This is a genomic window from Cytobacillus depressus (genome assembly GCF_008923245.1).
GTDB classification, from domain to species: Bacteria; Bacillota; Bacilli; order Bacillales; family Cytobacillaceae; genus Cytobacillus; species Cytobacillus depressus.
In genome coordinates, this window is record NZ_WBOS01000001.1 from 408,214 (window position 1) to 435,140 (window position 26,927).

Consider the following 26,927-nt stretch of genomic DNA (forward strand, 5'->3'; position numbering starts at 1 on the left):
TGCGATAACAATTTAATCATCTTCTTTATCTTAACATGAATGAAAAAACAGAACCGCTTTATTTCTGACTATTGTTGGAACCTTGTACCTTGTATGATAAGCATTCTCACTACTTTTTCTATTGAAATGTTTGCCATTCAGTTTTACAATAGGTTTGAGGGATGTTTCCATCTTAATTAAGGAAAAATAAAAATGATTCGTGATAATCTTTGGGAGGTAAAAACCAATGGCAAAGTTTACAATTGTTGACAAAGAAACATGCATCGCATGTGGAGCATGTGGAGCAGCAGCACCAGATATTTATGATTACGATGACGACGGTATCGCATTCGTTACACTAGATGATAACCAAGGAATTGTAGAAATTCCAGATGTATTAATCGAAGATATGATGGATGCGTTTGAAGGCTGTCCAACCGATTCAATCAAAGTGGCTGACAATGCATTTGATGGTGACCCACTAAAATTTGAATAGTAATAGATTCGAAATATACGGCTCTCCTTTAACTATTGGGGAGCTTTTTTTGATGTCGGAAGCAACAGAAAAAGCAGTGGTTTAGGCCACTGCTTTTCTGCATTATGCTACATTGTTATAGGTGCCCTGCTTGTTAATCCAGGCATTCATTCGGGCAAATATTAGCATAAATACAATCGTTATAATTAACCCCTTAACAATATTAAAAGGTAAGATTCCGGTAACAATCATTGTCCGCATTTCTGGAGCTGACATGGCTGGAGTATTTAAGAAAAAGGTATATGCTGGTAAAATGATAAAGTAATTTAAAATACTCATTACTACGGCCATAATAATGGATCCAGCTACTAAGCCGAATGTCATACCCTTTCTCGTTTTTAACTTTTGGTAAACATAATAGGTCGGCAATACAAATAACGTACCCGCAATGAAGTTGGAAATATGTCCAACCGGAACGCCTGTTGCGCTGCCTGTCATGAAGTAGTCTAAAATATTTTTAAATAATTCAACTAAAATGCCCGCCAGTGGACCGAAGATTAACGCAGCGATTAATGCAGGAATATCGCTAAAATCAATCATAAGAAATTGTGGAAATGGCGGCACCGGGAAGTTTAGCAGCATCAAAACATACGAAATACTGCTTAACATCCCAATCGAGACTAAAGCTTTAACAGAAAATCTTTTCAAGTTCCTCTCTCCTTTTTAGGACTATCTCTCCTAAAGAAGAAAGGTTCAGCAGATTGAAGCCCAAAATAAAACCCTCAAGATTATCACTTGAGGGAGATTTAAAAGGCTCACTAAATAAACGTTCGAATAACCTGCATTTTTTGAACGTCTGCAGAACCTCCATCTTCTCCCATCCAGACTGTACTGTCGGCTTTGGAATCGCACCAAATCCTGCCCTGTTCTAGGGTCTTACATTTCCTAGAACTAGTGGCTCGCGGGCTTAGAGAAAAAAACTCATCACCGCCGGTCGGGAATTTCACCCTGCCCCGAAGATAGACCGTATTTAATTTATACAGTTTATATTATACTCGAAATGTTTCTAAATGGAAAGGAATTAAAACAGAAAAGCGGAAACGGCTCGCTCAGACCCGACAAGCATAAGACGCTCTATGAAGGAAGGTGTACTTTGCCTTCATTCATAGAGTGGCTTATGACCTCGAGGGGCTAGCCGTTGGAGCTAGACAATTATTCTCCTGCCTAGAGCTTGTACATACTTCCTCCTAAAAATAACAAGCTAATAAAAATCCCCATTATTCCTGCAATCATGAATCGTCTTAAATAATCCCGCATTTTGTCCTCCTATAAATTTTTTCTCATTTCTCATTTCCCATATCCACATTATGATTATTTAAGCAGAGATAGAACAAAGAAAAGCGGAAGCGGCTCGCTCACCCCCGACAAGCATAAGACAGACCGTCGAGAAGGTTGTTCTTTAACCTTCTTGGCGGACTGACTTATAACCTCGAGGTCGACAAAAACGCGACGTCCTCCCAAAAGCTTCACTTTTGGTCGTGCGATGAATCGCTATCGAAGCCTCCCTTGTCCTGTCGCATTGTCGACACTAGTACGTCCTGTACGTCGGGGGTAGCCGCTTTAGCTAGGCAGTAAAAAAAGACGAGCCTAATGGACCGCCTCTTTTACTCATTTGTAATTGTTTCTTTATTCGCCGCAACAGGAACCTTTATTTCTTGATTCAAATCAAATCGTCCAATTTTATCGATATTTGCATTTTCTAACTTAACGACATCATAGTTAAATTCCTTCGCTGTTAATAAAATTGCTTCAATTGTATGAAGAGTTATGTCATCATTAGCAAGATTCGAGCCTTTATCAAAACGAATAACTAATTTGCTCTCACCTGGTTTTTCCTCTGTCACAAATTGCATACTTTCAGGAATGGACGCTAATAATTTCTTTCCCTTTTGATTAGTTCTCATTGCTGAAAAAGCTTCTTTAATGCTTCCTTTTTTGTCTATGATACTCAATGGTACGAGAAATGGCTTCGTCACATTTTGAAAAGGAAAATAAAAGTAATAAGCTTCTCGACCTTGTTGGTCAGCATTTTCAAAATGATCGATATGCCCAAAATGGCTAAAATCGATTCCTGGTTTTCCTTCGGTCGTTAAATTTACTCTATGAACATTCAATGTTTCCATCGTATGATTTAGTACTTGTTGTAAAAGTGTTTCCGTCGTAGATGATAAGCTATAGGAATGATCTGCTGGAACATCTAATGACAAAATCCGGCTTTTTTCATCGAAAGTTAAATTTGCGTCTAAAGGAAAGTAATCTGTCAGTCCCCATTCCTCCTCAGTTAACCTTGCCATATTCTCGCTAAATAATTCAAATTTTGACTTGTTACCCTCTTTAGGGATGAGAATACTAACAGGGACAAGGAATTCAACATTTGGATCTGGAATCCCGTAGGTAAGCACTTCTTTATCAACTACATCCTCATCATAAACAGCGGTTGCTTGATCAGCCATGTCCATTGAAGTGATGCTAATTTCTGCTTTTCCCTCTTCTTGTTCTTTCGTATCCATAGCTATTTGATTTTCCCTAGCTTCTGCATTTTGGTTATCTTTCTCAACGAGCGCTCTTTTTTCCATTACTAATTCAGGTGCAGAAGTAGATTGTTCACTAGCATCATTCTTTGCTTTTTCCTCAATGCCTTGCCAATTAATAAGGTTAGGAACTAGGATGAAAAACAGGAGGACGGCTGCTGCAGCCGCTGCACTAGGCAGGATCCACATTCTTTGTTTGCGTCTGTTTAATTTGATAGCAATATTTTGATAAATTTCAATAGGAGTCCGATGATCCCCCACTTTTGGCAGCTGGCTTAATAATTCCTTTAACTGTTCATCATTCCACTCCGATTTTCTCATCTTCCATCCCCTCCTTCCTTTTCATTTCCTCCATATGACCTTTTAATACTTTTAACGCCCGGTGCTGCGTAGTCTTCACTTTGCTTTCTGTCCAGCCTAACGCCTCGGCTGATTCTGAAATAGATAGCTCATGAATATATCTCATGACAATGACCAACCTTTGGTCGACTGTACAATAATCCAGACATTTATAAATAGCTTGAACTTCTTCGTTTTGAATCGCAATTTCTTCTGGAATAGGATATTCATCCTTTATTTGCTGTGTTGACCAATCAAATTTCTCCAAAATCCGCTGTTTCCAGCCTTTTTGCTTCCTAAATGAATCAATGGCTACATTTCTCGCAATCGAAAATAACCACGTCTTTTCACTGCTTTTTCCTTCAAACTTTGTATAAGATTTCAGAACCCGTATATAAACCTCTTGTACAAGGTCCTCGGCAAGTTCCCTGTTTTTGACCATATAAAAAAGGAATTGAAATACATCATGATGATATTTTCTATATAATTCATCAAAAACGGAGTCCATCAGATTCCCTCCCCGTTTAATTAAATAGTCGTAATTTGTTTAAAAAAGGTTACAGACTTTAGATAAATCCCCTCGCCTTATTATACTTTTTACAGTAATAAAAATGGAAGGATTTTTAAGTAAATCCTTCCAAGCATAAAATAATCTTTCAAAGTTTTCCCGTTGATTTCCGCTCCAATCAACTCAGATAGTTAAATTAACATTACACGAATATCGCAACAAGTTTTATGAAAACATCCAATAATAAAAAAATGTTTCCCGTGTATCAAGAACAATCGGCATTTTTTTCTGTATTAGCCTAAATTTCGAGGGATAAAGAAGGAAAATGTCGTACCTTGACCAACTTTGCTTTGAACAGATATTCGCCCTTTATGTGCATTAATAATATTTTTCGCAATGGCTAGTCCAAGCCCAGTCCCTGACCGTCCTCTCGTTCTTGCTTTATCTGCTTTATAAAATCTCTCAAAAACAAACGGTAAATCTTCTTCTGGGATTCCAGAGCCAGAATCTTCAACTTCTATATATAGGCCACGATCATCACTGCGCTCTGAAACGATCACTTTCCCCATATCTGGGGTATGGCGAATCGCATTATCAATCAAATTTGTTAATACTTGCTCAATTCCATCCGGATCAAAATGCAACCGAAGCGGCTGATCGCTTAGCCGTAAATCAAGCTGGATGTTTTTTTCTTTAGCTAAACCTTGGAACTTTCGGACAATTTTATGAAGAAACGGTGTTACTTCCATTTCCTCCATCATTAATTGCACATGACCTGCTTCCATTCTCGCAAGATCTAAAAGCTCATTCACTAAACGACCCATTCTTAAAGATTCATCGTAGATTACACTAGCCATTTCTTTCTTTTCTTCATCCGTACTAGCGATATCATCAACAATCGCTTCACTATATCCTTGCATCATCGCAATTGGCGTTCTCAGCTCATGAGATACATTCGCAATGAAATCTTGCCTTAACTTATCAAGCTGTCTCTCTTCCGTCATATCCCTAATAACAGCCACTGCTCCACGAATGAGCTTATTGCTATATAGAGGGCTAACAATCATCACCCAAAAGCGGCCCTGTATGGAGATTTCCCCTACCTGTTCTTTTTCCGTACTAACAGCTAGTTGGAATAGCTCCATTACTTTTGATGGGACAGCATCTGTGTCCATATTCTCTTCCTCTTGCTCATAATACCAACTATGCAAAAACTGCTCAGCAGGAGGATTCGTAATCAAAATCGTCCCATCCTTATTAAATGTGATGACACCATCTGCCATTCCACTTAAAATGCTAGCAAGCTGTTCCTTTTCTTGACTTAAGGCATTCATATTAAATTTAAGCTTTTTTCCCATTTGGTTAAAGGCGATCGCTAATTGACCAATTTCATCCTGTGAGGTGAAAGGTACTTTCGTATCAAATTTTCCTCTCGCCACTTCAAATGCTGCCTCACGCATTTTTCTTAGCGGAGCTGTAATTCTCGTTGACAAGAAAAACGCAAAAATTGTTGTTAAAATGATGGCGATAAAAGCAGCCAGGAAAATAAACTTTGTCGTCGTACGTGTAGTTTCCTCCATAACCTCTAATGATTGATACAGGAAGACAGCCCCGTTTGTACTAGTTGATTCTTTCAGAGGTGCACCGATGATTAAAACTTTAGATTCATCGCTGTTAGTTTCTATATGATTATTTAAGGTAGCCTTTTTCTTGACCATTTTATCTTCAGTTAAAACTTTTTGTAAATCAGGTTCCTCTGTTAAATAAGAGATTGGCAGCTTAATGACTTGCTTCTCAACAGGGGAGTAATAATATTCATTTTTATTCATGACGATGACCACTTCAGTGACATCGTCCACTAATTCCCAAGAAATCTCTAGGGCTACATCTCTTTCGTGCTCATCTATAATACGGGAGATTTTTTTTGCTGTCTGAGTAAGCTCACGCTCCATCTCATTAATATGGTAGTTTTGAAAAAACTCCAACAGCAAAATGGTTAATATAAAAAGGACAAAAGATACAAGTAATAGAATAGTTATCCAAAGTTTACCAACGACACTTCGCCAAAGCTTCATTCATTAATAACCTCGAACTTATAACCTACACCCCATACCGTAACAATCATTTTCGCCGCATGCTCTGAAACTTTATTGAGCTTCTCACGTAATCGCTTAACATGTGTATCGACCGTTCTTAAATCTCCAAAAAACTCATAATGCCAAACTTCCTTTAGTAATTGCTCACGATCAAATACTTTATCAGGAGACTTCGCAAGGAAATAAAGCAATTCATATTCCTTAGGAGTTAAGCTTACCTCTTTCCCGTCGGCTAGGACACGATGGGCATCATGATCAATTGTTAAATGCGAAAATACAATAATATCTTTCGTTACCGCTTCCGTTTGGACATAAGTACTTGTAGAAGCACGACGTAATAAGGCCTTTACACGCAATACTACCTCTCTTGGACTAAATGGTTTAACGATGTAGTCATCAGTCCCCGCTTCGAACCCCTGAACTCTATTAACTTCCTCCCCTTTTGCTGTCAGCATAATAATCGGAGTAGCTTTCTTTTCCCGTAAATCTTTGCAAACTTCAATTCCATCTTTACCCGGCATCATTAAATCTAGAAGGATGACATCATAATCGTTCTCTAAAGCCTTAGATAAGGCTTCATTTCCATCCTCTGCCTCATCAATGATGAAATTCTCCCTCTCTAAATACATTTTTAATAAGCGGCGAATTCTTTCTTCATCATCAACCACTAAAATCTTAATGTCTTTTTCCATTTTCAATATCACCCTTTATTTCCTATTTTTGAAATAAGCCTCCACAAAGTGAAGGCTTTTAACTGATAGATAAGAAATATTATTTGTTTGAATTTTAAAAAGCTTAATTAGGATCCTGCATATGAATGCAAGCCAGCGATAACAAGGTTGACGGCAACTAGATTAAACATAATAATAATAAAACCAATCACGGCTAGCCAGGCTGATTTTTCCCCATGCCAGCCTTTTGATAAACGCAAGTGAAGAAATGCTGCATAGAAAAGGAAGGTAATAAGTGCCCATACTTCTTTCGGATCCCATCCCCAAAAACGGGTCCAAGCGATTTGTGCCCAGATCATCGCAAAAACTAAGCCGCCTAGTGAGAAAATAGGGAATCCAATTAATACGGACCGATAACCAATTTCATCAACTAAATCAAGATTGACTTTTCTAGCAATCGGTTGAATTGCAGCTGCGATTCTTTTTCTAAAAATAAGTCTAAATAATAAATATAAAATAATACCTGCTCCGAATGACCAAATAACTGTGTTTAATTTTTTTGCATTAATAATTGCTGGTACTTCAACAATTGGTTCGAATTTACCAGCTGTAATGAGTTCACCCTCATGAGGACCTGTTAATGCAGGCATTGCATACTCGAGAGTTGCTTCTTTCCCCTCTTTATCAATCCAGTTAAATTCTGCTTGATAATCCATTACTGAGAAACTAGTAGAAATAATGATATATCCAAGAGTCCAAGTTAAGCCAAACATAACTACCTCTAGCCAAAAAGTACGTTTGCTAGATTTCGTTTGATCGACAGATTTAACTAAATAAAGGATTCCAGCGACAAAGCTGATTGATAATACAGCCTGGCCTATCGCTGTCGTTGTTACGTGAATATAAAGCCAATGGCTTTGCAATGCAGGTATGAGCGGTGAGATGTCCCTTGGAAACATACTTGCATATGCAATGAGCAACAAAGCTACAGGCATTGTAAACAATCCTAATAAAGGAGTTTTGTATAAAAAATAGATGACAATGAATGCGCCAACAAGTGACATGCCGAAAAATGTAATGAATTCAAACATATTACTAACCGGCGCGTGTCCAGCAGCAATCCATCGTGTAATAAAATAACCTAAATGAGCCAAAAAGCCGATGATACTCACTATTAGTCCGAGCTGTGCCCATCTGTTTTGGCCTTTCTTTTGATTCCGCTTATCTTTTATAGATCCTGCAAATAGTACAGTTGCAATTATGTAAAGAATAAAGGCTGTATATAGTAAATTACCGCTTAAATTAACCACCTAAAGGGGTCCCTCCTTATGCCGATTGTTCATTATCTGTTTGGTCAACGGGTTCTTTTATTCCAGTTCCTGCTAATACACTATGAATTTCACGTTTTAATCCGTGCCAGTTTTTATTCGTGTGTCCAGCAATCCAAACCTCGCCATTTACCCTGCGAATCCATATGCGGCGATGTGTCCAGTAAGAGCCTTGGGCAACCCCAATCATGAAGATTAATCCGCCTAATGAAATAATCCATAGTGTTAAATCTTTACGGACGGTTAAGGCTGTCACATTTTTCGTTTCAACGCCTTTAAAAGCTAATTTATATTCATTATCACCAAATGGTTCAATCGTTTGACGGATTGCTACAAAGCTAATTTCTCCATCAGGCTTATCCGGAGTCAGCATTTTAAAGACGAAAGCTGGGTTATTCGGAATTCGTGAAATGGTAACCGGTTCACCACTTTTATCAAACTCGAAATCTGGAAAATAGCTAACGACCTCAACCGAGTAACCGTTTCCAAGATCATATTTTTCCTGCGGATCATACAAATCAATTGTTAAAGTGCCAAACTCTTCATTCGATTGTTTATTCGTAAGAGCGAACGTCATTTTGTTCAATTCATCTAGCTTATAGGAGGTTTGATATAAAGCAAAGCTTTCAAACTTTAAAGGTCCATTTACACGTATTTCAAAATCTTTTACTTTTTCAAGCTCCGGTTCTTCCCCAGAAATCGTATCCCCTGTCTTTTTATAAAGGGTCACGTTCGACTGAAAGTTTTTTACTACCGTCCCGGATTTATCAATTGCGTTACTAAACGCTTGATTGTCTTTATTCTTATCATAAACTTCCAGAATAAACTGGTCATTTTTCAAGTAGTATTCACCGTTCGTTTCCGGAATCACTTTCGTTTCGCCCTCGCGCACCCATAGAAGTTTATCAATATACATCCCTGGGACAAAGCGCAGCATGCCGCCAATTAAGAAAATAATTAATCCGACATGGTTTACATATGGGCCCCATCTTGAAAATCTGCCTTTTTCAGCAAGGATATTTCCATCTTCCTCGCGAATATGATAACGCTTCGCTTTTAAGTTTTCTTTTATTTCCCCATAAGACTGATCAAGATTTTCCGCTTCCGAAATTCCGAAAAGGCGCTGCCGCTTTAAGAACCCTTCATGTCTCGTCACACGCTGTGCCTTTAGAGCACGATAAAGTGGAACGACCCGATCTAAGCTACAAATGACGAGTGAAACCCCAATTGAGGCGATTAATATTAAATACCACCAGGAGCTGTATAGATTATGGAAGCCAAGCTCGTAATATAATTTACCTAACCAGCCATATTGATCCTCATAATACTCCGATGCAGACATGACAGGAGGGATATACATTTCTTGAGGAAACAACGTTCCAATCGATGAGGCTATTAATGTAATCACAATCAGCCACACACCGACCTTTACAGATGAAAAAAAGTTCCATACTTTATCGACGATTGTTTTGTTGTATGTTTGCGAGCGGCGGGCACTGCCCTCATAACGCATATCAACAAGCTTTTTCTCCTTTTCATTCTCTTCAAGAATCCTTCCACAAGCTTCACAAAGAATCGTTCCATGCGGGTTTACATGCCCGCATTCACATTTTACGTCCTTCATTATAAAAACTCCCTATACTTATGGTTTAACCTGTTCCATCATATCAATAATCATTTCTTCTGTTAGCTCACCTGTATGATATTTAACGACTTTCCCGTCCTTATCAATCATATACGTTGCAGGCAGGGGATTAATTCTATAGGCAGTTTGGACTTGTCCATCTGTAGTATCTTTTAATATTGGAAAAGTTAAATGGTGGCGATCAGCAAATTTTTGCACAGCAAGATCTGAGTCACCTACATTTATTGCTAGGACTGTTACGCCTTTTTCTTTGAATGCATTATATTGATTTTCTATATAGGGCATTTCCCGTTCACACGGCTTACACCAAGTACCCCAGAAATTCAAGAAGACCCCTTGACCTTCATAATCCGACAGTCGATGTTTATTACCATGCATGTCTGTAAGTACAAAGTCAGGAGCTTTTTCCCCTATTGCTACTTTTTTTACATCATCCTTCGTAAAGTTTGCATATAAAGTGTAAGCAACAGCGGCACCTAATAAAAGTAGAATCATTGTCCTTATCACTAACCGCTTTTTCTTCATCCCACTATCTCCCCTTTATTCCCTTCGCTACATTGAAAACGTTGTTTTTACTAGGTGTCCTAAGGAAGCTTAACAGAAAAGTCCATATTAATTATAGCATTCATCCATTCATTGTTAATGTTTACAATATGAAGGAAATGTGACTTTTCTATGAAATTTAGCCAATTTTATTTTTTTTGCGCTAATACCCGAAGCTGCTTTACTTCATGGGTAGTCAATTCTCGTGCTTCTCCTGCTTTTAGCCCGTGAAGGTTAAGGAATCCGTATCTTTCGCGCTTTAATTTCATAACAGGATGGCCAATCGCTTCAAACATCCTTCTAACTTGGCGATTCCGTCCTTCGTGGATTGTAAGCTCGATAATGGCCGTTTGTTTCTTTTTGTCCATAGAAATTAATTTTGCTCGTGCTGGAGCAGTCATGCCATCGTCTAATTTTATTCCTCTTTCAAGACTGCGCATCTTCTCGCGTGAAGGGATCCCTTTTACTTTTGCAATATACACCTTCTCTACTTCACTTTTTGGATGCATGAGCTGATTAGCAAATTCTCCATCATTCGTTAATAAAAGCAAACCAGAAGTATCATAGTCTAAACGTCCAATTGGGTAAATTCGCTGTTCGATATGTTGCAGGTAATCAGTAACAACCTTTCTGCCTTTATCATCTTGAACACTAGAAATTACGCCCCTTGGCTTATAAAGGAGGAAATATACCGGCTCTTCCTGCTCGAGTGGAATGCCGCTTACTTCTACACGGTCAGAAGATGAAACTTTAACTCCAAGCTCTTTCACTGTTTTTCCATTAACTTTAACATGTCCTTCAATAATTAATTGCTCAGCCTTTCTACGAGAAGCAATGCCAGCATGAGCAATTACCTTTTGTAATCTTTCCAAATTATGTCACCTCAATTTATGTTGTCCATCTAAGGATTTGCGCGTTCATGACCTACACTTTGTGTGAAGACTTTACTCGCTTCTATCCTTATGAATTATGACATAAATCGAGCTTTTTTCAAAGTAACGGTTAACTAAATATTATTCGTAAAAAATGTTTTTTGCTTTTCACTGTTTCGGATAGAATTTTCAACATGAAAAAGGATACCAAAAGCGATGGTATCCTTGTAAGCAGTTATTTAAATTCCAAATACGAGGGTGACGACAACGATGGCAGCAACAATGCCGACTAAATCTGCTAGAAGTCCAACTTTTAAAGCGTCACCCATTTTTCTTATGCCGACCGCGCCAAAATAAACGGTTAATACGTAAAACGTTGTATCTGTACTCCCTTGAAGGACGGATGCAAGCCGGCCAATAAAGGAATCGGGTCCGTAAGCAGCAATTAGATCACTTGTCATCCCGAGAGCGGCAGAGCCCGAGATCGGTCTAATAATGGCGAGAGGAAAGATTTCAGGCGGCACACCAATTGCTTCTAATCCTGGCCGAACAAATTCAACGAAATACTCTAGAGCCCCAGAGGCACGAAAGATAGAGATCGCAACAAGCATGCCAACAAGAAAAGGAATGATCTCAAAAGCAATTTTTATCCCTTCTTTTCCCCCTTCAACAAAGCTTTCATATGTAGGAACGCGTTTAATCGTTCCGTATAATAATATGAACCCAATTAAGACGGGAATAAACCATAAAGAGATAACAGATACAATTTGCATGCAGCCTCATCCTTTTCTAATTCTTCGATAATAAAAGTAGCGATCTATTAAAATGGCCCCAATTGCTGAGGAAATGGATGCAATCAAGGTCGGTCCAACAATTTCAGTCGGAGAGACAGATTCATATTTCATTCGTATCGCTATCACCATCGTTGGAATGAGTGTGATGCTTGAAGTATTGACGGCAAGGAACGTGATCATTGACCGGCTTGCCTCATTTTTTCCGCCATTTAAATTTTTGAGTTCCTCCATTGCCTTTATTCCAAGTGGTGTTGCTGCATTACCTAGGCCAAACATATTCGCCATCATATTGGATAATATATAGCCCATTGCTGGATGATTCGTTGGAACCTCTGGAAAAAGCTTATTGACAATTGGTTTAAATGCTTGCGAAAGCTTGTTTAATAGTCCTGCTTCCTCGGCAATTTTCATCATCCCTAACCAGAATACAAGAATACTAATCATACCAATACACAGAGTTACCGCTTCGGACGCCCCTTTAAATACAGCCTCGTTGACCTCATCCATCGTTCCATTCACCATAGCAAAAACAATTCCGATCAATGCCATTGCCGCCCAAATTATATTAATCATCCGTTTTCACACCAATAATCCCAGTAAATAGGTTTCTAAACATTTCAAAATATGATTGCTTGCTTTCACTATTTGCCTTTTTATAATAAATAGGGACGGTCTTTAAAGGGCGGTTATCAAAATAAATCTTTGCCTTTCCAACAATATCGGGAATATTTTCTTCGGTCTCCCAATCTTTATTTGGCTTGATCATTTTATATTCAATGTGGAAAAGATCTTTTTCTTTATTCGTAACAGGATAATCAAATCCGGTCTCCGTAAATACTTTCTTTTTATAAACTTTATTTTTTATAACTTTGATAACGCCTTTCGGCAACACCTCTGCCAAGCTATATGTTTTAAAGCCCATTTCGTACATTTGAATATGATCATTCCAGTCATCAGGCCCATTTAAAGTGACGGCAATTAAATTGAGCTTATCCCTAGTTGCAGTTGTTACTAATGTCCGTTTGGCCCGTTTTGTAAAGCCAGTTTTTCCACCTGTGCAATATTCATATTCTTTTAGGAGGCGATTTTTATTCGTCCATTTCCGATCCCAGCTCTCATTCGGATTCGGTGCTGTATGAACCTTTGTGCCTGAAATTTTTGCATATTCTTTATTTTTCATCGCATATCGCGTTAAAAGAGCCATATCAAATGCGGTCGAATAATGATTTTCATGATCGTCAAGCCCATGAGGATTCGCAAAATGAGTATTCGCCATGCCAATTTCCTCTGCCTTTTGGTTCATTAAAAAAACAAATCCGTCAAGGCTGCCACCAATATGCTCTGCAATGGCGACTGCCGTATCATTTCCGGAACGAAGCATTAAGCCATACACTAAATCTTCCAGTTTTATTTTTTCTCCTGGCTGTAAATAGACGGAGGAACCTTCTGCCCTTACAGCTTTCTCACTGACTTTTACCATTTCATCCATTTTTCCAGATTCTATCGCCAAAATCGCAGTCATTATTTTCGTAATGCTAGCAATTCTTTTACGCGTATGTGCATCTTTTTCAAATAGGATCCTACCAGTGCTTTGCTCCATCAAAATGGCGCTATGTGCGCTCACAGAAACCGAAGCCTTTGCCTGTTGCGGTATCATTCCGATCAATAAGACAGCAATTAATGGAAGGAATAAAAGCTTTTTCATTTTTTTCATTGCATAAACCCCGTCTCCTCTAGTATCAGCTTCCGCTTTTCTTTTTGTCTAGCTCCAGCGCCTAGCCCCTCGAGGTCATAAGCCAATCAGTCAAGAAGGGGAATATACACCCCCTTCTCGCCTGCTTGTCTTATGCTTGTCGGGGCTGGGCAAGGCGCTTCCGCTTTTCTTTGTACAAGTTTATGCGGGACAAGCGGGGATATGACTAAAAACACGAACTCGTATGTGGTGTCGCTGAACATAAAAAAACACGGAAAACATTTTGTTTTCCGCTCACATTTCATTAATATGGCTTCCATTTAAGCTTGGAAGCGTTTTGAAAGCGTTCTTCTACATTTCTCCAATTCACGACATTCCACCAATTATTGACGTAGTCACCGCGATTATTTTTGTATTGCAAATAATATGCGTGTTCCCAAACGTCAAGAACAAGTAGTGGAATGGTATCCCATTGGGTTAATAGCATATGTCTCTCCGTTTGCAAGATCTCAAGATGACGGGAACGCGGGGACCATACTAATATCGCCCACCCTACCCCCTCTACTTGCTTAGCCGCTTCACTGAAATGCTTCTTAAAAGCATCAAAACTGCCAAAATATTTTTCTATATCTTTAATCAAGCTTCCTGAAGGCGCTCCCCCGCCATTCGGTTTCATATTGTTCCAGAAGATTGAATGTAAATAGTGACCAGAGCCATGAAAGGCAAGCTCTCTCGACCAATGCTTAACTAATGAATAATCACCGGATTTTCTTGCATCCTGCAGCATTTTCTCTGCTTTATTTAACCCGTCAACATAAGATTTATGATGTTTATCATGGTGCAATTTCATAATTTCCTCTGATATATAAGGTTCTAATGCATTATAAGAATATGGCAACGGCGGCAGTACATGACCGCCAGCAGCCACGGTCGGTTCATGTAAATAAATACTGCCAATCTGCTGTCTTTCGGCAAAATACTTTTCCATATCCGCGTGAAGCTCATCCGCAAAATTTTGTACATCGATTAATTCTTCTATACTTTGCGGATCTTTAATTCCTTCCATAATCTCCGTAAAAAGGTCCAATTTTTGCCAAAGCTCACTATGGCGTTCAATCTCTTCGCTTTCCAAAAAAGCCCGCATTTTTTCATTCCATTTAAACACATCTTGAATGTATTCATTTAGACGGCTCATGTGGATCCCTCTTTCCTGGTTTTCATAGCCCCGGTTCTATCGTATGCCGCCTAAATGGAAAATTGCCTAGAAATGCGGAAGCGCCTTGATCAGGGGCTGGATTGAGCCACATATTAATAAAGGAGCAGCTCAGATAGCTGCTCCTTAACTTATCGTTTTTTAATTCGGTTGGACAATATATTCTAACGGAGAACGGAGAGTAAAGCTTTTTTGATTTTTTAATGCTTCAAAAATAGCGGGTAATTTATCAAAATCAATATGTTGAAAATACGAAGCAAATTCAGCTAGTGAATTTATATATACCCGTTTGCGATGGCGAAAGCCTGGATTTTTAAGTAAACAAACAATAGCAACAATATCTTTTAGCTCAACTTCTCTTCCGACACTCACAAAAATTGGATTTGAAGCAAAAGGTGTAAATTCATTCAGTTGCTCCTCGAAATATCGAACATATAATACATGAAGTGTCTTCTCTACACCGTCTTCTTCAAAAGTGATTTCGCTTCGATTAAAGAAATCCTCTGAAGTATTTGATTTTTCCTTTTCAAGCTCGAAGCCGCTGCAATTTTTTATTAGCATGCAATCCCCTCCCGTACAATTCCCGTTTATGTAATAATCCTTCTTTATAGTTATATATTAACATAAAGTGAAACTTCTATCAGTGGTGGTTTTCCACTGATAGTTAGTTGAACCTATCACGCTCAAAACGCCACGTCCTGTGGCTTTCGCCTGACTAGGACATCCTGTCCGTCGTCGGGCCTTTACGGGCTGTTGGATCTCCCACTTAGATTTTATGGCTTTCTGGGCTTCTTGAAGTGGGAGTCTTACAGCACGCTAATCTGCGATAAACAGTCAGAATTGTACGCCAAAACTTATGATTCTAGAGTTTCTTGGAATTTGCCGAAAAATAGATCGGCATCCTCCTGAGGAAAATCATCCTCGTCTAATTTTTCCGGGAGCGGCGGGAGCTCATCGATTCGTTTTAATCCAAAATAATCAAGGAACTCCTTCGTCGTGCCGTATAAATAAGCTCTTCCCGTACCTTCCGCTCTTCCTACTTCTTTAATCAATGCCTTTGCAGCTAAAGTTTGCAAAGGTCTTTCTGTTTTTACTCCTCTAATTTCCTCAATTTCCGCTCGAGTAATTGGCTGTTTATAAGCAATAATCGCAAGAGTTTCGAGTGCTGCCTGGGACAGTCCAGAGGTGGTTGGAGTGTCAACTAGTTTTTTCAGATAATCTGAGTTTTCCTTTTTTGTCGCAAGCTGAAACGTGCCAGCGAGTTCTACGATTGTAACGCCCCGCGATGAATTTGTGTAATCCTCCATTAATTCACGAATAATGGACTCAGCTAGTACCTCATCTGTTTCTAATACGTGAACAATTTGTTTTAGCGAAAGACCTTCATCGCCTGCTGCGAATAAAAGGCTCTCGACAATTCCTTTCCAATTTACAACTTCCAAGTGCTGCAACCCCCTTATTAATTCGCAAAGTGATAAACGAATGGGAGCTTCCAATGCTATACAATCTGTAAAAAGATTTCTGAGAAATTCTTTTCTTGTTCAAGATGAACTTCTTTTCGTTTCATTAACTCTAAAACAGCAAGAAAAGTTACAACAATCTGTTCCCGGTCTGCGTAGGGAAAAAGATCGTTAAAGCTTTTTCTCCCTTTTATTTTCCTTAAATCATCTAAGATTTCAACCATTCTTTTCTCAATAGGAATTTCCTGGCGGGCAATTTTAGTTGAAAGCGGCTTTTGTAATTTCTGTCTGCGCAATAGTTTTTGGAAGGCTCCTAGCATATCATAAAGCGACACATTCAAATCTGCTTTTTCATTTTGAGCTTCTTTTACATAATCGGAAAGATCACTCGGAGGCTTTGTAAACATTAAGCCCCTTTCCTGTTCCAGTTCTTTAAGCTCAACGGCCGCTTCTTTATATTTACGGTACTCAATCAATTTTTCCACGAGCTCATCCATCGGATTTTCTTCTTCCATTGGATGCTCTTCTTCAAATAATTCTTCTTCATGCTTTGGCAACAGCATTTTGCTTTTGATGGCAAGAAGTGTTGCTGCCATAACTAAATATTCACTTGCAACATCAAGCTGGAGTTCTTGCATCGTATGAATATACAATAAATATTGTTCAGTAATTTCAGCTACTGGAATATCATAAATATCAATCTCAAGCCGATGGATTAAATGAAGGAGTAAATCAAGCGGTCCTTCAAATGCGTCAATCTTTACATTATAATGCATAACATCTTGCATATTTCTGTTCACCAATATTTCTATAGTAAATTCAGCTAAAACACTATCATTAGTATAAATTATTCAGTGTCGATATCCAATAGAAAATTAAACCTTATGCTACTGGTTGACCATCATTTAAAAAAATATTAAACCGCCCATACCATTTAGACGCTGCCCACATATGATGATTTTGAACAATAAATAAAGATTATCAGGAGGTATGTAGTATGTCAGACGGTGGTTTTGGTTTTGGCTTTGGAGGCGGCTTTTCACTGATCGTTGTGTTGTTTATCCTATTAATTATTGTAGGATGCTCTTGTTTCATTTAATAAACGATTAATTCTTTAATAAATAAAAAAGCATGAAGGATTTAAATGTTTAATAAGTAGTAAAAAAGTTAAACCCGGTGCATTGCTGGGTTTAACTTTTTTGTTAGCGATAAAGAGAATACAGTTCCCAATAATTTTTTCACTTTATGATAAGATATTAATTATCTGGAGGTGAAACGATGTGTATCCACAAGAATATATTGATTATTTAATTCATTTCCATGGTGACCGAGATTATTTTGAATGTCATGAAGTTCTTGAAGATTATTGGAAAAAAGTTGATCCAGGGAATAAATCCTCTATTTGGGTCGGTCTCATCTTATTCGCAGTTTCCAATTACCATCAACGCCGAGGGAATATAAGCGGTGCAAAAAGGACATTAACGAAGGCGATCTATATTTTACAAATGAACGAAAGGCACTTAGCAGACTTAGGGCTTGATGGAGAAAAGCTAATATCAGATTTAGAAATAAGGCTCCAATATCTTACTAAAGGAAGGGTATACTCTAGTTATAATTTTCCCATTATCGATCATTCATTAATTTCCCTTTGCAAGAAAAAATGCACTCAGGAAGAGTTTATTTGGTGCGGAAATAGCGATTTAAAAAATCAAGAAATCATTCACCGGCATTTACTTAGGGATCGGAGTCAAGTCATTCAAGAACGAAACATTGCTTTAAAAAATAGAAAAGCGAAAGCACCTTCGAAGATGAACATCGACTAAAAACCGCCACGTCCTGTGGCGAACGCCGATGTCAGCACATCCTGTGCAAGTCCGACAAGCATAAGACGAGGCAGCGAGAAGGTTGTTCTTTAACCTTCTTGATGGATTGGCTTATGACCTTGAGGTCGACAAAAGCGCGACGTCCTCCCAAAAGCTTCTCTTTTGGTCGTGCGATGATTACGCTGCTGAAGCTTTCCTTGTCCTGTCGCATTGTCGACACTAGTACGTCCTATACGTCGGGGCTAGGCGCTGTAGCTAGACAAATAGAAATAGCAATCGGTAATGATTCCGATTGCTCTCATTTTTTCTTCGATAAGGTTGAAGTCTTTATTCGGTTTTAATGTCGCATTTATTTAGAAATGAATCGGTTACATCATTTGATTTTAACTCTTTATCCGGATACATATCTTTCAATGCTTTAACCATCGTTTTTCCGATACCTTGGTGCCTATGTGAAGGATTTACAGAGATGTGTTCAATCATGGCTGCATCATCTTGAAACGAAACGCCGATTAAACCGATAATATCATCTCCAACTTTCCATAAGAAAAGCTGCTTATTGCCATCATTTTCATATTGCTTCATCGTCTGCTGTAAAATTTTCAAATCTTTCTCATTAGGCATAAAAGATAAAAGTCCCATGGCAATTTTTTCAAATGCCTTTTTATATCGAATTAACATATTATCCCTCATTAGTCGTAAATCTGGCCGTCATCGCTTTAGAAAGAAGACGCTCAGTTTTACTTATGCGATATTTTCATTGGAAACATTAATGGAGGCATGCAGGGCCCCATTTTATCACTTTCATTAAGTTTACATGGAATGTAACATTCCTATTTTCTCCAAATACCATTCTTTTCAAACTTGGTATAATATATGTACAGAACATCTCTTTGTGCTTTCAATTGAATATTTAAATCCACCCGCTACTTTGATGGTAAGATGACAAACGAATAAAAAAGCCCCCACGCCAAACTACCGATTAATAATAAACCGAAAAGAAGCCAATTGTTTTTCTTCATAAATCGTAAATTGCCCTCCCACAAAATCTTTATCACTGGACAACTACATTTTACACGAAACGAAATATTATTTCCATGTTGCAATTTTAATAGAATGCATGATATGTAAATTTAGTTTGCATAGGGAAAGCTGCCGACAGCGGCAGCTTAATTGTTAATTTTTTGTTTTAAAGAAATGTCCATTCTAATTAAATCTTCGTACGTTTCCCGTCTTACGACTAATTTTGCTTCACCATTTTCTACAAAGACAACTGCCGGTCTTGGAAGACGGTTGTAATTATTAGCCATCGCATACCCGTAAGCACCTGTACAAAATACAGCAAGTAAATCATCGCTATCAGACTTCGGCAGAGGAAGATCCCAAATGAGCATATCACCTGATTCACAGCATTTACCTGCAATGGATACCGTCTCATCAGCCTTCTCTAATGCCCTATTGGCCAGAACTGCCTCATATTTCGCCTGATAAAGAGCTGGCCTGATATTATCGCTCATCCCGCCATCCACAGCAACATATTGGCGAACATCCGGCACTTCTTTTCTGGAACCAATTTTATAAAGGGTTGTACCAGCATCACCAACTAAAGATCTTCCTGGTTCAATCCATATTTCTGGCATTGCCATTGAATAATGTTCCGCTAATCTTTTAACCTCTTCAATAATTTCTGCTACATATTGAGCTGCCGGCAATGGCTCATCTTCAGCAGTGTATCGAATCCCGAAGCCTCCTCCTAGATTTAATACTTTCGATTCATAAGAAAAAGCTTCCTTCCATTCATGCAGCTTCTCAAAAAGTTTCTTCGCCGCTAAAATAAACCCGGTTGTTTCAAAAATTTGCGAGCCAATATGACAATGAAGACCTAATACGTCTATTTTCTCAAATGTCAAAGCTTTCTTCAGTGCGTCTTCAGCTTGCCCGTTTTGCAAATCGAATCCAAATTTCGAATCGGCTTGTCCTGTTAAAATATAATCATGTGTATGAGCTTCAATCCCCGGAGTGACTCTTAGCAATATTTTTGTGCTCATTTTCATTTCTTCGCATATTGAATTTAGCAGCTCTAATTCATAGAAATTATCAACTACAATACAGCCGATTTCATGCTTTAATGCCATTTCAAGCTCTTCTCTGCTTTTATTGTTCCCATGGAAATGAATGCGCTCCCTTGGAAAGTCAGCAGCTAAAGCCGTGTATAATTCACCGCCAGAAACAACATCAAGAGAAAGACCTTCTTCCTCTGCTAGCTGCACCATGGCAATCGTTGAAAAAGCCTTGCTTGCATAAGCGACTTGTGCTGGCACTTTCAAGTTTTCAAAAGTTAATTTAAAACCTTTTGCTCTTTCTCTAATTAGCGCAACATCATATACGTATAATGGCGTCCCGAATTTTTTTGCTAGCTCAACCGTGTCAATACCGCCTATCTCTAAATGGCCTTTGGCATTAACCTTTGATGTACCATGAAAATACATATTTTCCCCTCTTCCTCAAAAGCACAGTGAATTGTATGCTTAAATATTATTTCATACGTCCCATATAAATCAAATATCCAAATGTAATACTCTTTAAATAAATCGCCTAATACTTATAAATAGACAGAATCTCAGGGAAGACACTGTCAATTTATTAATAAAATATTAAAAATACTTTATCATATATATATGTGAATCACAATTGCTTTCTACTAGATGTTTTCATCATCTTATTGCTGTCTTATGCGGTCTCCAGTCCGATTAATACTAGGCCGCAGCTTTGATCCGGGAATCGATCTGCGGATTAACACCTGTAAAAAGGCCTTCGGGTAAAACGGAATAAACGGCCACAAATAAGGTGTATTAAACGGCTTCTTGCTTGCCATCCAAAGAATGAATAGCGTAATTGAAATAATAAAACCTGGTGTATGAAAAATAGCAACTGCGATCAAAAAACAAAGCCTTGTGATTTTATTCGCCACACTTAACTCATAGCTTGGGGTCGTATACGTCCCTATCGCGGCCAAAGAAACATACAAGATAACTTCAGGTACGAATAATCCAACATCGATGGCTATTTGTCCAATTAATACAGCGGCAATCAACCCCATAGCAGTTGCAAGGGGAGTGGGAGTATGAATCGCTGCCATCCTTAAAATTTCGATACCAAAATCAGCTATAAATATTTGAAAAATCACCGGAACATTCGTTTCTTTGCTCGGACCAATAAAAGCAAGTTTTTCCGGCAAAATGGACGGCTCTAAATAAAATAAAAACCAAAGCGGCAACAGAAACAAGGAGGATAGGATACCGATATAACGCATCCATCGTTCAAACGTTCCAACTGCAGGTGATTGTCTATATTCCTCTGCATGCTGCATATGATAAAAATACGTCGTAGGCGTGATAATGACACTTGGCGATGTATCTACATAGACGAGTACATGCCCTTCAAGCAGGTGGGTAGCTGCAACATCTGCACGTTCCGTATAACGAACGAATGGAAACGGATCATATCCTTGTCTGAAAAGAAATTCCTCAACGGTTTTATCTGCCATCGGAATCCCATCAACCTTGATATTTCCAATCTCGTCTCGGATGATATTAATTAAATCCTCATTGGCAATATCCTTAATATAGCCAATAGCCACATCTGTTTTCGAACGTTCACCGACTGAAGTGATTTCAAATCGAAGTCTTTCATCCCTAATTCTTCTTCTCGTTAATGCCGTATTTAAAATAATATTTTCTACAAATCCATCCCTTGAACCGCGAATAACCTTTTCTATATCTGGCTCCTGGGTGGACCTGCCTGGATAGCTGCGGACATCAATAACTAGTGCAGTCGATTCCCCTTCAATAACAACAACAATTAAACCAGAAAGAACTTGATCGACAAGTTCATCCATCGTCTTTATTTTTTCAACCGAATCGTGAACTAAACGATTTTCAATAATTTCAAAAATCTTGCTTGATTGTTTCTCATTTTCATTTATTCGAACAAGCTCTTCAATTAAATGAACAATAATCAGTGAGTCTGTTAAACCATTTACATAATATAAATGCACATCTTTGCGAAGAATGTTCAGCTTCCTTATCCCTAAATCAAAACTTACACCCAGCCCGACCCGGTCTTTCATATATTTCTCAATAACACTTACTGATTCAGGAATCGGCAGCATATTACTATTCTGCTTGTCGTTTGACACGGTAACCGCTCCTTTCCATAATGAGCTCTACAGCTTTCATCGTTATCGGTGATCCCTTTTCAAGATCATCCATTTTTGCCATTTTTCCAACATCACCAATTCCTACGATGATTGGAATATTCAATTCATCCAGACAATACACAGTGTCGCCATTTAGCCGCCCAACATCCATTTCTGGCAAGCCATATTTATCTACACCGAATGGCGTCAGCTCACCTTCGCGATCGATACATACATTTACTTTTGTCCACTCTGATTGCCTTGTTTTAGCAGCAACCGCAATGACTCCTAGAACGTGAATATCCTGATGGCAAGCTACATATTTTAAAGCCTTTTCTCCTGCTCCCTCTCCAACAAAGCCGCTATCATCAAACATGACAAAAACTGGATCGTGAGAAGCTTTTTTGATTAGTTTTACAATTTGGGGACCGTCCAAAACCGTAGGATTCCCGTGTGAATGGGAGATACACCTTCCACCTACAGCCTTTGCGACATATTCGATTGACCGTCTTGCATAATCATCCCCGTCAGTTACTAGAATTACGCTTCTCCTATTATCCATACAAATGATCCTTTCGTTATAGTTTCGTATTTCATTTGTTTACAAAATACACCCATTGAAACAAGGAGCCTAATATCTTTCCAAAAACAATGGCCATTAGCAATATGGCGATTTGGCCGTCTATACCAATTCTTTTCGCAAGAATAGGCAGAACATTTAACACCTCGGTTAAAGCAGCAGCTACCATCCCAACAAAAACTCCAGAAGCAAGACCAATTGGGAATAATAAATAAGGGGTAATGAGTAATACAGGATCCCATAATGTCGCAACTGTGCCAAACACGGCCCCTAAAACAACAGACCATTCATAAAAACGGACCATTTTCATTGTTTTTGTCAGTTGTGTAAGCCTTGGAATGATGCCAAATACCGTTAAAAAAGCGACAAATCCCGATCCGACCGCCAGTCCGCCAGCAAGACCGATAAATATGACAATTACTACATTAATGGTCGTCAACTTGTCTCATACTTTCTTTGTTTTCATGAATGGAAATATAATTGTCCAAATCCATTTGATAATTGAACATTTCAACTTCTAGCGGACTCGGTTCTTCATTTAAACGCTTCTTAAATAAATGGTTAAAAAAAAGAATCATTCCTAACCCTAAGCCGAATGAATAGGGAATTTGAAAAATTAACGGGTTTGCATCAATTTCCCCTGTCATGATCGTATAAATTCGTTGTTGAACAGCTCTCATGCTTACATCCTCATGGAAATTCATAATGGTTAATGCTGCACCAAAAAATAATAAGAGCCATACTAAAATAAACAATGGAAGTGATACCTTCCTTTTTTTTGCAACTACTTCAACAATGATCTGTGATGGCCCTACCGTTTGTATTTCAGTATTTGGAATTGTCATAGTCATTAAACGGATAACTCTCATAATATCAATGACAATCATGTTGCGGTCCTTTTCACTCACCTCATAAATTTTGAGTTCTTTGAGTTGCTCATACATATTTTCATCGGCAATTAATTGCGCAATGTCCTTTAGAAAAATGGTCGCATTTGGCCTAGTTTGCAAACGATGTCGTAAGCGGATGTAAACGGTTTGTTCCATTTTTCTCACTTCCTGATCATTAATTTCCTTATATATGTAGTATGAGTTACAAATATTGACTTCATGATTACTAATAATTGGAAAGGGAGAAATGTAAAAAAACCGTATGGATTTAAATATCCATACGGCCCTTCATTTGCTGGAGAATCTTTTTTTCCAGTCTGGAGACTTGAACTTGTGATATCCCCAGTCTTACAGCAACTTCAGATTGGGTTTGATCTTTATAATATCGTAAATAAACAATTAACCTCTCTCTATCATCTAGTTCATTGATCGCTTCTTTTAAAGCGATTTTATCAAACCATTTGCCTTCATTGCCATCGTCAATTTGATCAAGCAATGTAATCGGGTCTCCATCGTTTTCATACACGGTTTCATGTATGGACGAAGGAGTTCGCGCCGCTTCTTGGGCAAGAATAATGTCCTCTGGTGGAATATCAAGAAACTCAGAAATTTCATTTACAGTTGGGATCCGGCCAAGCGTTTTGGACAATTCGTCTTTGGCTTTGCGAATTTTATTCCCCATTTCCTTCAGCGAGCGGCTGACTTTCACTGTTCCATCATCACGAATAAAACGCTGGATCTCACCAATAATCATCGGGACAGCATAAGTTGAAAACTTAACATCATAGCTAAGATCAAATTTATCAACAGATTTTAGCAAACCAATACAACCGATTTGGAAAAGATCGTCCGGTTCATATCCCCTGTTTAAAAAGCGCTGGACGACAGACCAGACAAGACGCATGTTTTTTTGGACAATTGTATCACGGGCATTCTGATCGCCATCTTGGCTCTTTTTAATAAGATCCTTAACTTCATAATCCTTCAAAAATGCTTGACCTTTTTCTGCTTTTACCTCCACATCCATAGCAAGACTCCTTAATTACACAGCATTTTACTTTTTGATAAATGCTTTCTTAATCGGATCTCTGTGCCTTTCCCCGGGTGCGATTGAATTTCGATTTCATCCATGAAATTTTCCATAATTGTAAAACCCATTCCTGATCTTTCTAGCTCAGGCTTCGTTGTGAACAGCGGCTGGCGGGCTTCTTCTACATCCAAAATTCCTATTCCCTCATCCCTAATCGACATATCAACAAAGCCATCCTCCATTTTAACGGAAATATACACTACACCATTTGGATCTTGGTTATAGCCATGAATAATGGCATTTGTTACTGCTTCAGATACAACTGTCTTTATTTCTGTCAACTCATTCATCGTTGGATCTAGCTGCGTAATAAACGCCGCTACCGTTACACGGGCAAAAGATTCATTTTGGCTTAATGCACTGAATTGAATATGCATTTCATTTTTCATATTAAGCAACCCCCAGTCTTTGCAAAGCATATTCTTCTGTCGGCTCTAAGCGAATAATCTTAAATAATCCCGACATTTCGAATAATCTTTGTACAGCTGGAGAAATCGCACAGACAACCATCTCACCGTGATGCTGCTTGATTTGTTTATATCTGCCAAGAATAACTCCTAACCCTGAGCTGTCCATAAATGAAAGCTGCTCAAGATTTAAAACAATATGCTGAATATCATAATCTTCAATTGCCTTCGTCGCTTTTTCACGAAGGTCATCAGCTGAATGATGATCAAGTTCACCGCTAAGACGAATACAAAGAACATCTTTTTTCACTTCTAAATTAGTCGAAAGACTCACTATCATAGCCTCCTTATCTAGCATCTAGTGAGTCCAATTCGATATTTTAACCCGGAATTCCTTCCTTAAGACAAAACTAGTGTTAATTCGCTAAAAGTAGAAAGCATATTTTTCATTTCGACAAACCGGCTATTTTCCCGCTCTTGTAAACATTCCCATTGAACGTTTATACAGAGTCCACCAATTTGCTTCCTTGCTGTCCTCTTTTGCGACTAGCGGACTTTCTACTAATGTTTTGCCATCTTGAATAAGCTTTAATGTGCCAACTTTGTCTCCTTTTTTAACTGGGGCTTTGACATTTTTGTTTAAAGTAACCTTTTGCTTAATGTTTTCGATGCTATCCCCTTTCTTTGTTAAAAGGGAGATCGATTCACTTGTAAGTGCCTCGATTTTTTTCTTATCACCTTTACTAATGGCTACATGACCAAGAGTAACGTTTCTTTTAAACATCGGATGGGTTTGATATTGGCTAAATGCATAGTCGAGCATTTTTGTTACTTGGGCATTCCGCTCTTTAGAAGTTGGAGCCCCAAACACAACTGCTATAACACGCATGCCATTCTTTTGCGCCGTAGCCGTTAAACAGTATTTCGCCTCATTTGTAAATCCAGTTTTTAAACCATCTACACCTGGATAGAAGCGAACTAAGCGATTCGTATTTACAAGCCAAAACTTCTTGTCTGTATCTTCACGCAAATAAGATTCATACATACTTGTAAACTTCGTTATTCCTTCATATTTCAGCAATTCCTTCGCCATAATGGCCATATCATGTGCTGAACTATAGTCGTCTTTACCTGGTAATCCGGTTGCTGATTTAAATTCAGTATTTTTTAAACCGAGCTCTTGTGCTTTTTTATTCATTCGTTTAACAAATTCTTCCTCCGAACCTGCAAGCCTTTCCGCCATAGCCACAGATGCATCATTACCTGAAGCAATAGCAATTCCTTGGAGCATCTGCTCTGTCGTCATTTCTTCTCCTGGTTCTAGGAAAATTTGTGATCCACCCATGGAGGCTGCATACTCACTTGTGCGGATTTTTTCTTTCATTGAGAGCTTCCCTTCATCAATCGCTTCCATAATGAGAAGCATCGTCATCACCTTTGTCATGCTCGCAGGCGGAAGTTTATCATGACTGTTTTTTTCATAAAGAACGGTCCCTGTATCCCGCTCAATTAAAATAGCAGACTTTACATTATCGGCTAATTCGGCTCCGTTTTCCCTTGCCAAAGCAGATGGGGCAAAGGTAGAGGCTAATAAAAATGACATCATAATAAATGACACTACTCGTTTCATCACATAACCCTCCATTCTTTATAGCCTCCATCTTTTCCATTTGAAGGGAAATTATTCAATTCATTTTCGATTAAAATGGATATTTTCTTCTTGAATGGGTAT

29 protein-coding genes and 1 riboswitch are annotated in these 26,927 nt (G+C 38.5%); of the genes, 3 read left to right on the forward strand and 26 right to left on the reverse strand.

Going from position 1 to position 26,927, the window contains the following annotated elements; genetic code table 11:
* The first annotated feature begins 226 nt into the window (after positions 1-226).
* A complete protein-coding gene (locus F7731_RS01985) occupies positions 227-475 on the forward strand; it encodes a 4Fe-4S domain-containing protein (RefSeq protein ID WP_151533097.1) in 249 nt (82 codons plus the stop codon).
* A 102-nt stretch (positions 476-577) separates the two neighbouring features.
* Here F7731_RS01985 and F7731_RS01990 read toward each other — a convergent pair whose 3' ends face one another.
* The 16 genes from F7731_RS01990 to F7731_RS02065 all read right to left on the reverse strand — a co-directional run bounded on the left by F7731_RS01990 (position 578) and on the right by F7731_RS02065 (position 16,983).
* Entirely contained in the window at positions 578-1,162 is a 585-nt protein-coding gene (locus F7731_RS01990) for an ECF transporter S component (RefSeq protein WP_151533098.1), read from the reverse strand.
* Positions 1,163-1,319: 157 nt separating this feature from the next.
* Positions 1,320-1,479: riboswitch (FMN riboswitch) on the reverse strand.
* A gap of 639 nt (positions 1,480-2,118) precedes the next feature.
* Entirely contained in the window at positions 2,119-3,366 is a 1,248-nt protein-coding gene (locus tag F7731_RS01995) for a hypothetical protein (RefSeq protein ID WP_151533099.1), read from the reverse strand.
* Positions 3,344-3,892 carry an RNA polymerase sigma factor SigX gene (gene sigX, locus F7731_RS02000; RefSeq protein ID WP_151533100.1) on the reverse strand — a complete coding sequence of 183 codons (549 nt, stop codon included), beginning with the start codon at positions 3,890-3,892 and terminating at the stop codon, positions 3,344-3,346. The genes F7731_RS01995 and sigX overlap by 23 nt, the downstream gene beginning before the upstream one ends.
* Before the next feature lie 293 nt (positions 3,893-4,185).
* Positions 4,186-5,967 carry an ATP-binding protein gene (locus F7731_RS02005; protein WP_151533101.1) on the reverse strand — a complete coding sequence of 594 codons (1,782 nt, stop codon included), beginning with the start codon at positions 5,965-5,967 and terminating at the stop codon, positions 4,186-4,188.
* Complete coding sequence (locus F7731_RS02010) at positions 5,964-6,680, reverse strand: response regulator (RefSeq protein ID WP_151533102.1); 717 nt, start codon at positions 6,678-6,680, stop codon at positions 5,964-5,966. Before F7731_RS02010 ends, F7731_RS02005 begins: the two co-directional genes overlap by 4 nt.
* 107 nt (positions 6,681-6,787) lie before the next feature.
* Positions 6,788-7,969: a c-type cytochrome biogenesis protein CcsB gene (gene ccsB / locus F7731_RS02015; RefSeq protein ID WP_151533103.1), complete on the reverse strand. Its 1,182-nt coding sequence runs from the start codon at positions 7,967-7,969 to the stop codon at positions 6,788-6,790.
* Between the two features lie 16 nt (positions 7,970-7,985).
* Positions 7,986-9,611, reverse strand: a complete 1,626-nt coding sequence (gene resB / locus F7731_RS02020; protein WP_151533104.1) for a cytochrome c biogenesis protein ResB — start codon at positions 9,609-9,611, stop codon at positions 7,986-7,988.
* A gap of 18 nt (positions 9,612-9,629) precedes the next feature.
* Positions 9,630-10,157 (reverse strand): thiol-disulfide oxidoreductase ResA, encoded by a 528-nt coding sequence (gene resA, locus F7731_RS02025; protein WP_151533105.1) that lies wholly within the window; start codon positions 10,155-10,157, stop codon positions 9,630-9,632.
* A 167-nt stretch (positions 10,158-10,324) separates the two neighbouring features.
* Positions 10,325-11,047 (reverse strand): 23S rRNA pseudouridine(2605) synthase RluB, encoded by a 723-nt coding sequence (rluB, locus tag F7731_RS02030; protein WP_151533106.1) that lies wholly within the window; start codon positions 11,045-11,047, stop codon positions 10,325-10,327.
* 239 nt (positions 11,048-11,286) lie between these two features.
* Entirely contained in the window at positions 11,287-11,820 is a 534-nt protein-coding gene (locus tag F7731_RS02035) for a spore maturation protein (RefSeq protein ID WP_151533107.1), read from the reverse strand.
* Positions 11,821-11,826: 6 nt separating this feature from the next.
* Positions 11,827-12,414 (reverse strand): nucleoside recognition domain-containing protein, encoded by a 588-nt coding sequence (locus F7731_RS02040; RefSeq protein ID WP_151533108.1) that lies wholly within the window; start codon positions 12,412-12,414, stop codon positions 11,827-11,829.
* Positions 12,407-13,555, reverse strand: a complete 1,149-nt coding sequence (locus tag F7731_RS02045; protein WP_151533109.1) for a D-alanyl-D-alanine carboxypeptidase family protein — start codon at positions 13,553-13,555, stop codon at positions 12,407-12,409. Before F7731_RS02045 ends, F7731_RS02040 begins: the two co-directional genes overlap by 8 nt.
* 283 nt (positions 13,556-13,838) lie before the next feature.
* The gene (locus tag F7731_RS02050; protein ID WP_151533110.1) at positions 13,839-14,729 is read right to left on the reverse strand and encodes a superoxide dismutase; all 891 of its coding nucleotides are present in this window, start codon (positions 14,727-14,729) and stop codon (positions 13,839-13,841) included.
* A gap of 159 nt (positions 14,730-14,888) precedes the next feature.
* Positions 14,889-15,308 carry a hypothetical protein gene (locus tag F7731_RS02055; RefSeq protein WP_151533111.1) on the reverse strand — a complete coding sequence of 140 codons (420 nt, stop codon included), beginning with the start codon at positions 15,306-15,308 and terminating at the stop codon, positions 14,889-14,891.
* A gap of 293 nt (positions 15,309-15,601) precedes the next feature.
* Positions 15,602-16,189: an SMC-Scp complex subunit ScpB gene (gene scpB, locus F7731_RS02060; protein ID WP_151533112.1), complete on the reverse strand. Its 588-nt coding sequence runs from the start codon at positions 16,187-16,189 to the stop codon at positions 15,602-15,604.
* A gap of 56 nt (positions 16,190-16,245) precedes the next feature.
* A complete protein-coding gene (locus tag F7731_RS02065) occupies positions 16,246-16,983 on the reverse strand; it encodes a segregation/condensation protein A (RefSeq protein WP_151533704.1) in 738 nt (245 codons plus the stop codon).
* A 221-nt stretch (positions 16,984-17,204) separates the two neighbouring features.
* Between F7731_RS02065 and F7731_RS02070 the strand changes: the two genes are divergently transcribed.
* Together F7731_RS02070 and F7731_RS02075 are read left to right on the forward strand one after the other, a co-directional pair.
* Positions 17,205-17,306 carry a YjcZ family sporulation protein gene (locus tag F7731_RS02070; protein ID WP_151533113.1) on the forward strand — a complete coding sequence of 34 codons (102 nt, stop codon included), beginning with the start codon at positions 17,205-17,207 and terminating at the stop codon, positions 17,304-17,306.
* Positions 17,307-17,487: 181 nt separating this feature from the next.
* Entirely contained in the window at positions 17,488-18,030 is a 543-nt protein-coding gene (locus F7731_RS02075; RefSeq protein WP_151533114.1) for a DUF309 domain-containing protein, read from the forward strand.
* 327 nt (positions 18,031-18,357) lie between these two features.
* Here the strand turns inward: F7731_RS02075 and F7731_RS02080 are convergent, their stop codons facing one another.
* The 10 genes from F7731_RS02080 to F7731_RS02125 form a co-directional block, all read right to left on the reverse strand.
* Positions 18,358-18,711 carry a GNAT family N-acetyltransferase gene (locus F7731_RS02080; RefSeq protein ID WP_151533115.1) on the reverse strand — a complete coding sequence of 118 codons (354 nt, stop codon included), beginning with the start codon at positions 18,709-18,711 and terminating at the stop codon, positions 18,358-18,360.
* 488 nt (positions 18,712-19,199) lie between these two features.
* The gene (gene lysA, locus F7731_RS02085) at positions 19,200-20,519 is read right to left on the reverse strand and encodes a diaminopimelate decarboxylase (protein ID WP_151533116.1); all 1,320 of its coding nucleotides are present in this window, start codon (positions 20,517-20,519) and stop codon (positions 19,200-19,202) included.
* 230 nt (positions 20,520-20,749) lie between these two features.
* Positions 20,750-22,201 (reverse strand): spore germination protein, encoded by a 1,452-nt coding sequence (locus F7731_RS02090; protein ID WP_151533705.1) that lies wholly within the window; start codon positions 22,199-22,201, stop codon positions 20,750-20,752.
* Positions 22,202-22,205: 4 nt separating this feature from the next.
* Positions 22,206-22,790, reverse strand: coding sequence for a stage V sporulation protein SpoVABEA (gene spoVAEA, locus F7731_RS02095; RefSeq protein WP_151533117.1), 585 nt, complete (start codon positions 22,788-22,790; stop codon positions 22,206-22,208).
* Between the two features lie 31 nt (positions 22,791-22,821).
* On the reverse strand, positions 22,822-23,247 hold the full coding sequence (locus F7731_RS02100; RefSeq protein ID WP_151533118.1) for a stage V sporulation protein AB: 426 nt from the start codon (positions 23,245-23,247) through the stop codon (positions 22,822-22,824).
* Positions 23,234-23,854: a stage V sporulation protein AA gene (locus F7731_RS02105; protein WP_151533119.1), complete on the reverse strand. Its 621-nt coding sequence runs from the start codon at positions 23,852-23,854 to the stop codon at positions 23,234-23,236. The genes F7731_RS02100 and F7731_RS02105 overlap by 14 nt, the downstream gene beginning before the upstream one ends.
* Before the next feature lie 112 nt (positions 23,855-23,966).
* Positions 23,967-24,725, reverse strand: coding sequence for an RNA polymerase sporulation sigma factor SigF (gene sigF, locus F7731_RS02110; RefSeq protein ID WP_151533120.1), 759 nt, complete (start codon positions 24,723-24,725; stop codon positions 23,967-23,969).
* An 11-nt stretch (positions 24,726-24,736) separates the two neighbouring features.
* Complete coding sequence (gene spoIIAB / locus F7731_RS02115; RefSeq protein WP_151533121.1) at positions 24,737-25,177, reverse strand: anti-sigma F factor; 441 nt, start codon at positions 25,175-25,177, stop codon at positions 24,737-24,739.
* Between the two features lies 1 nt (position 25,178).
* Positions 25,179-25,529 carry an anti-sigma F factor antagonist gene (gene spoIIAA / locus F7731_RS02120; RefSeq protein WP_151533122.1) on the reverse strand — a complete coding sequence of 117 codons (351 nt, stop codon included), beginning with the start codon at positions 25,527-25,529 and terminating at the stop codon, positions 25,179-25,181.
* A gap of 129 nt (positions 25,530-25,658) precedes the next feature.
* A complete protein-coding gene (locus F7731_RS02125) occupies positions 25,659-26,825 on the reverse strand; it encodes a D-alanyl-D-alanine carboxypeptidase family protein (RefSeq protein ID WP_212031137.1) in 1,167 nt (388 codons plus the stop codon).
* Positions 26,826-26,927 lie beyond the last annotated feature (102 nt).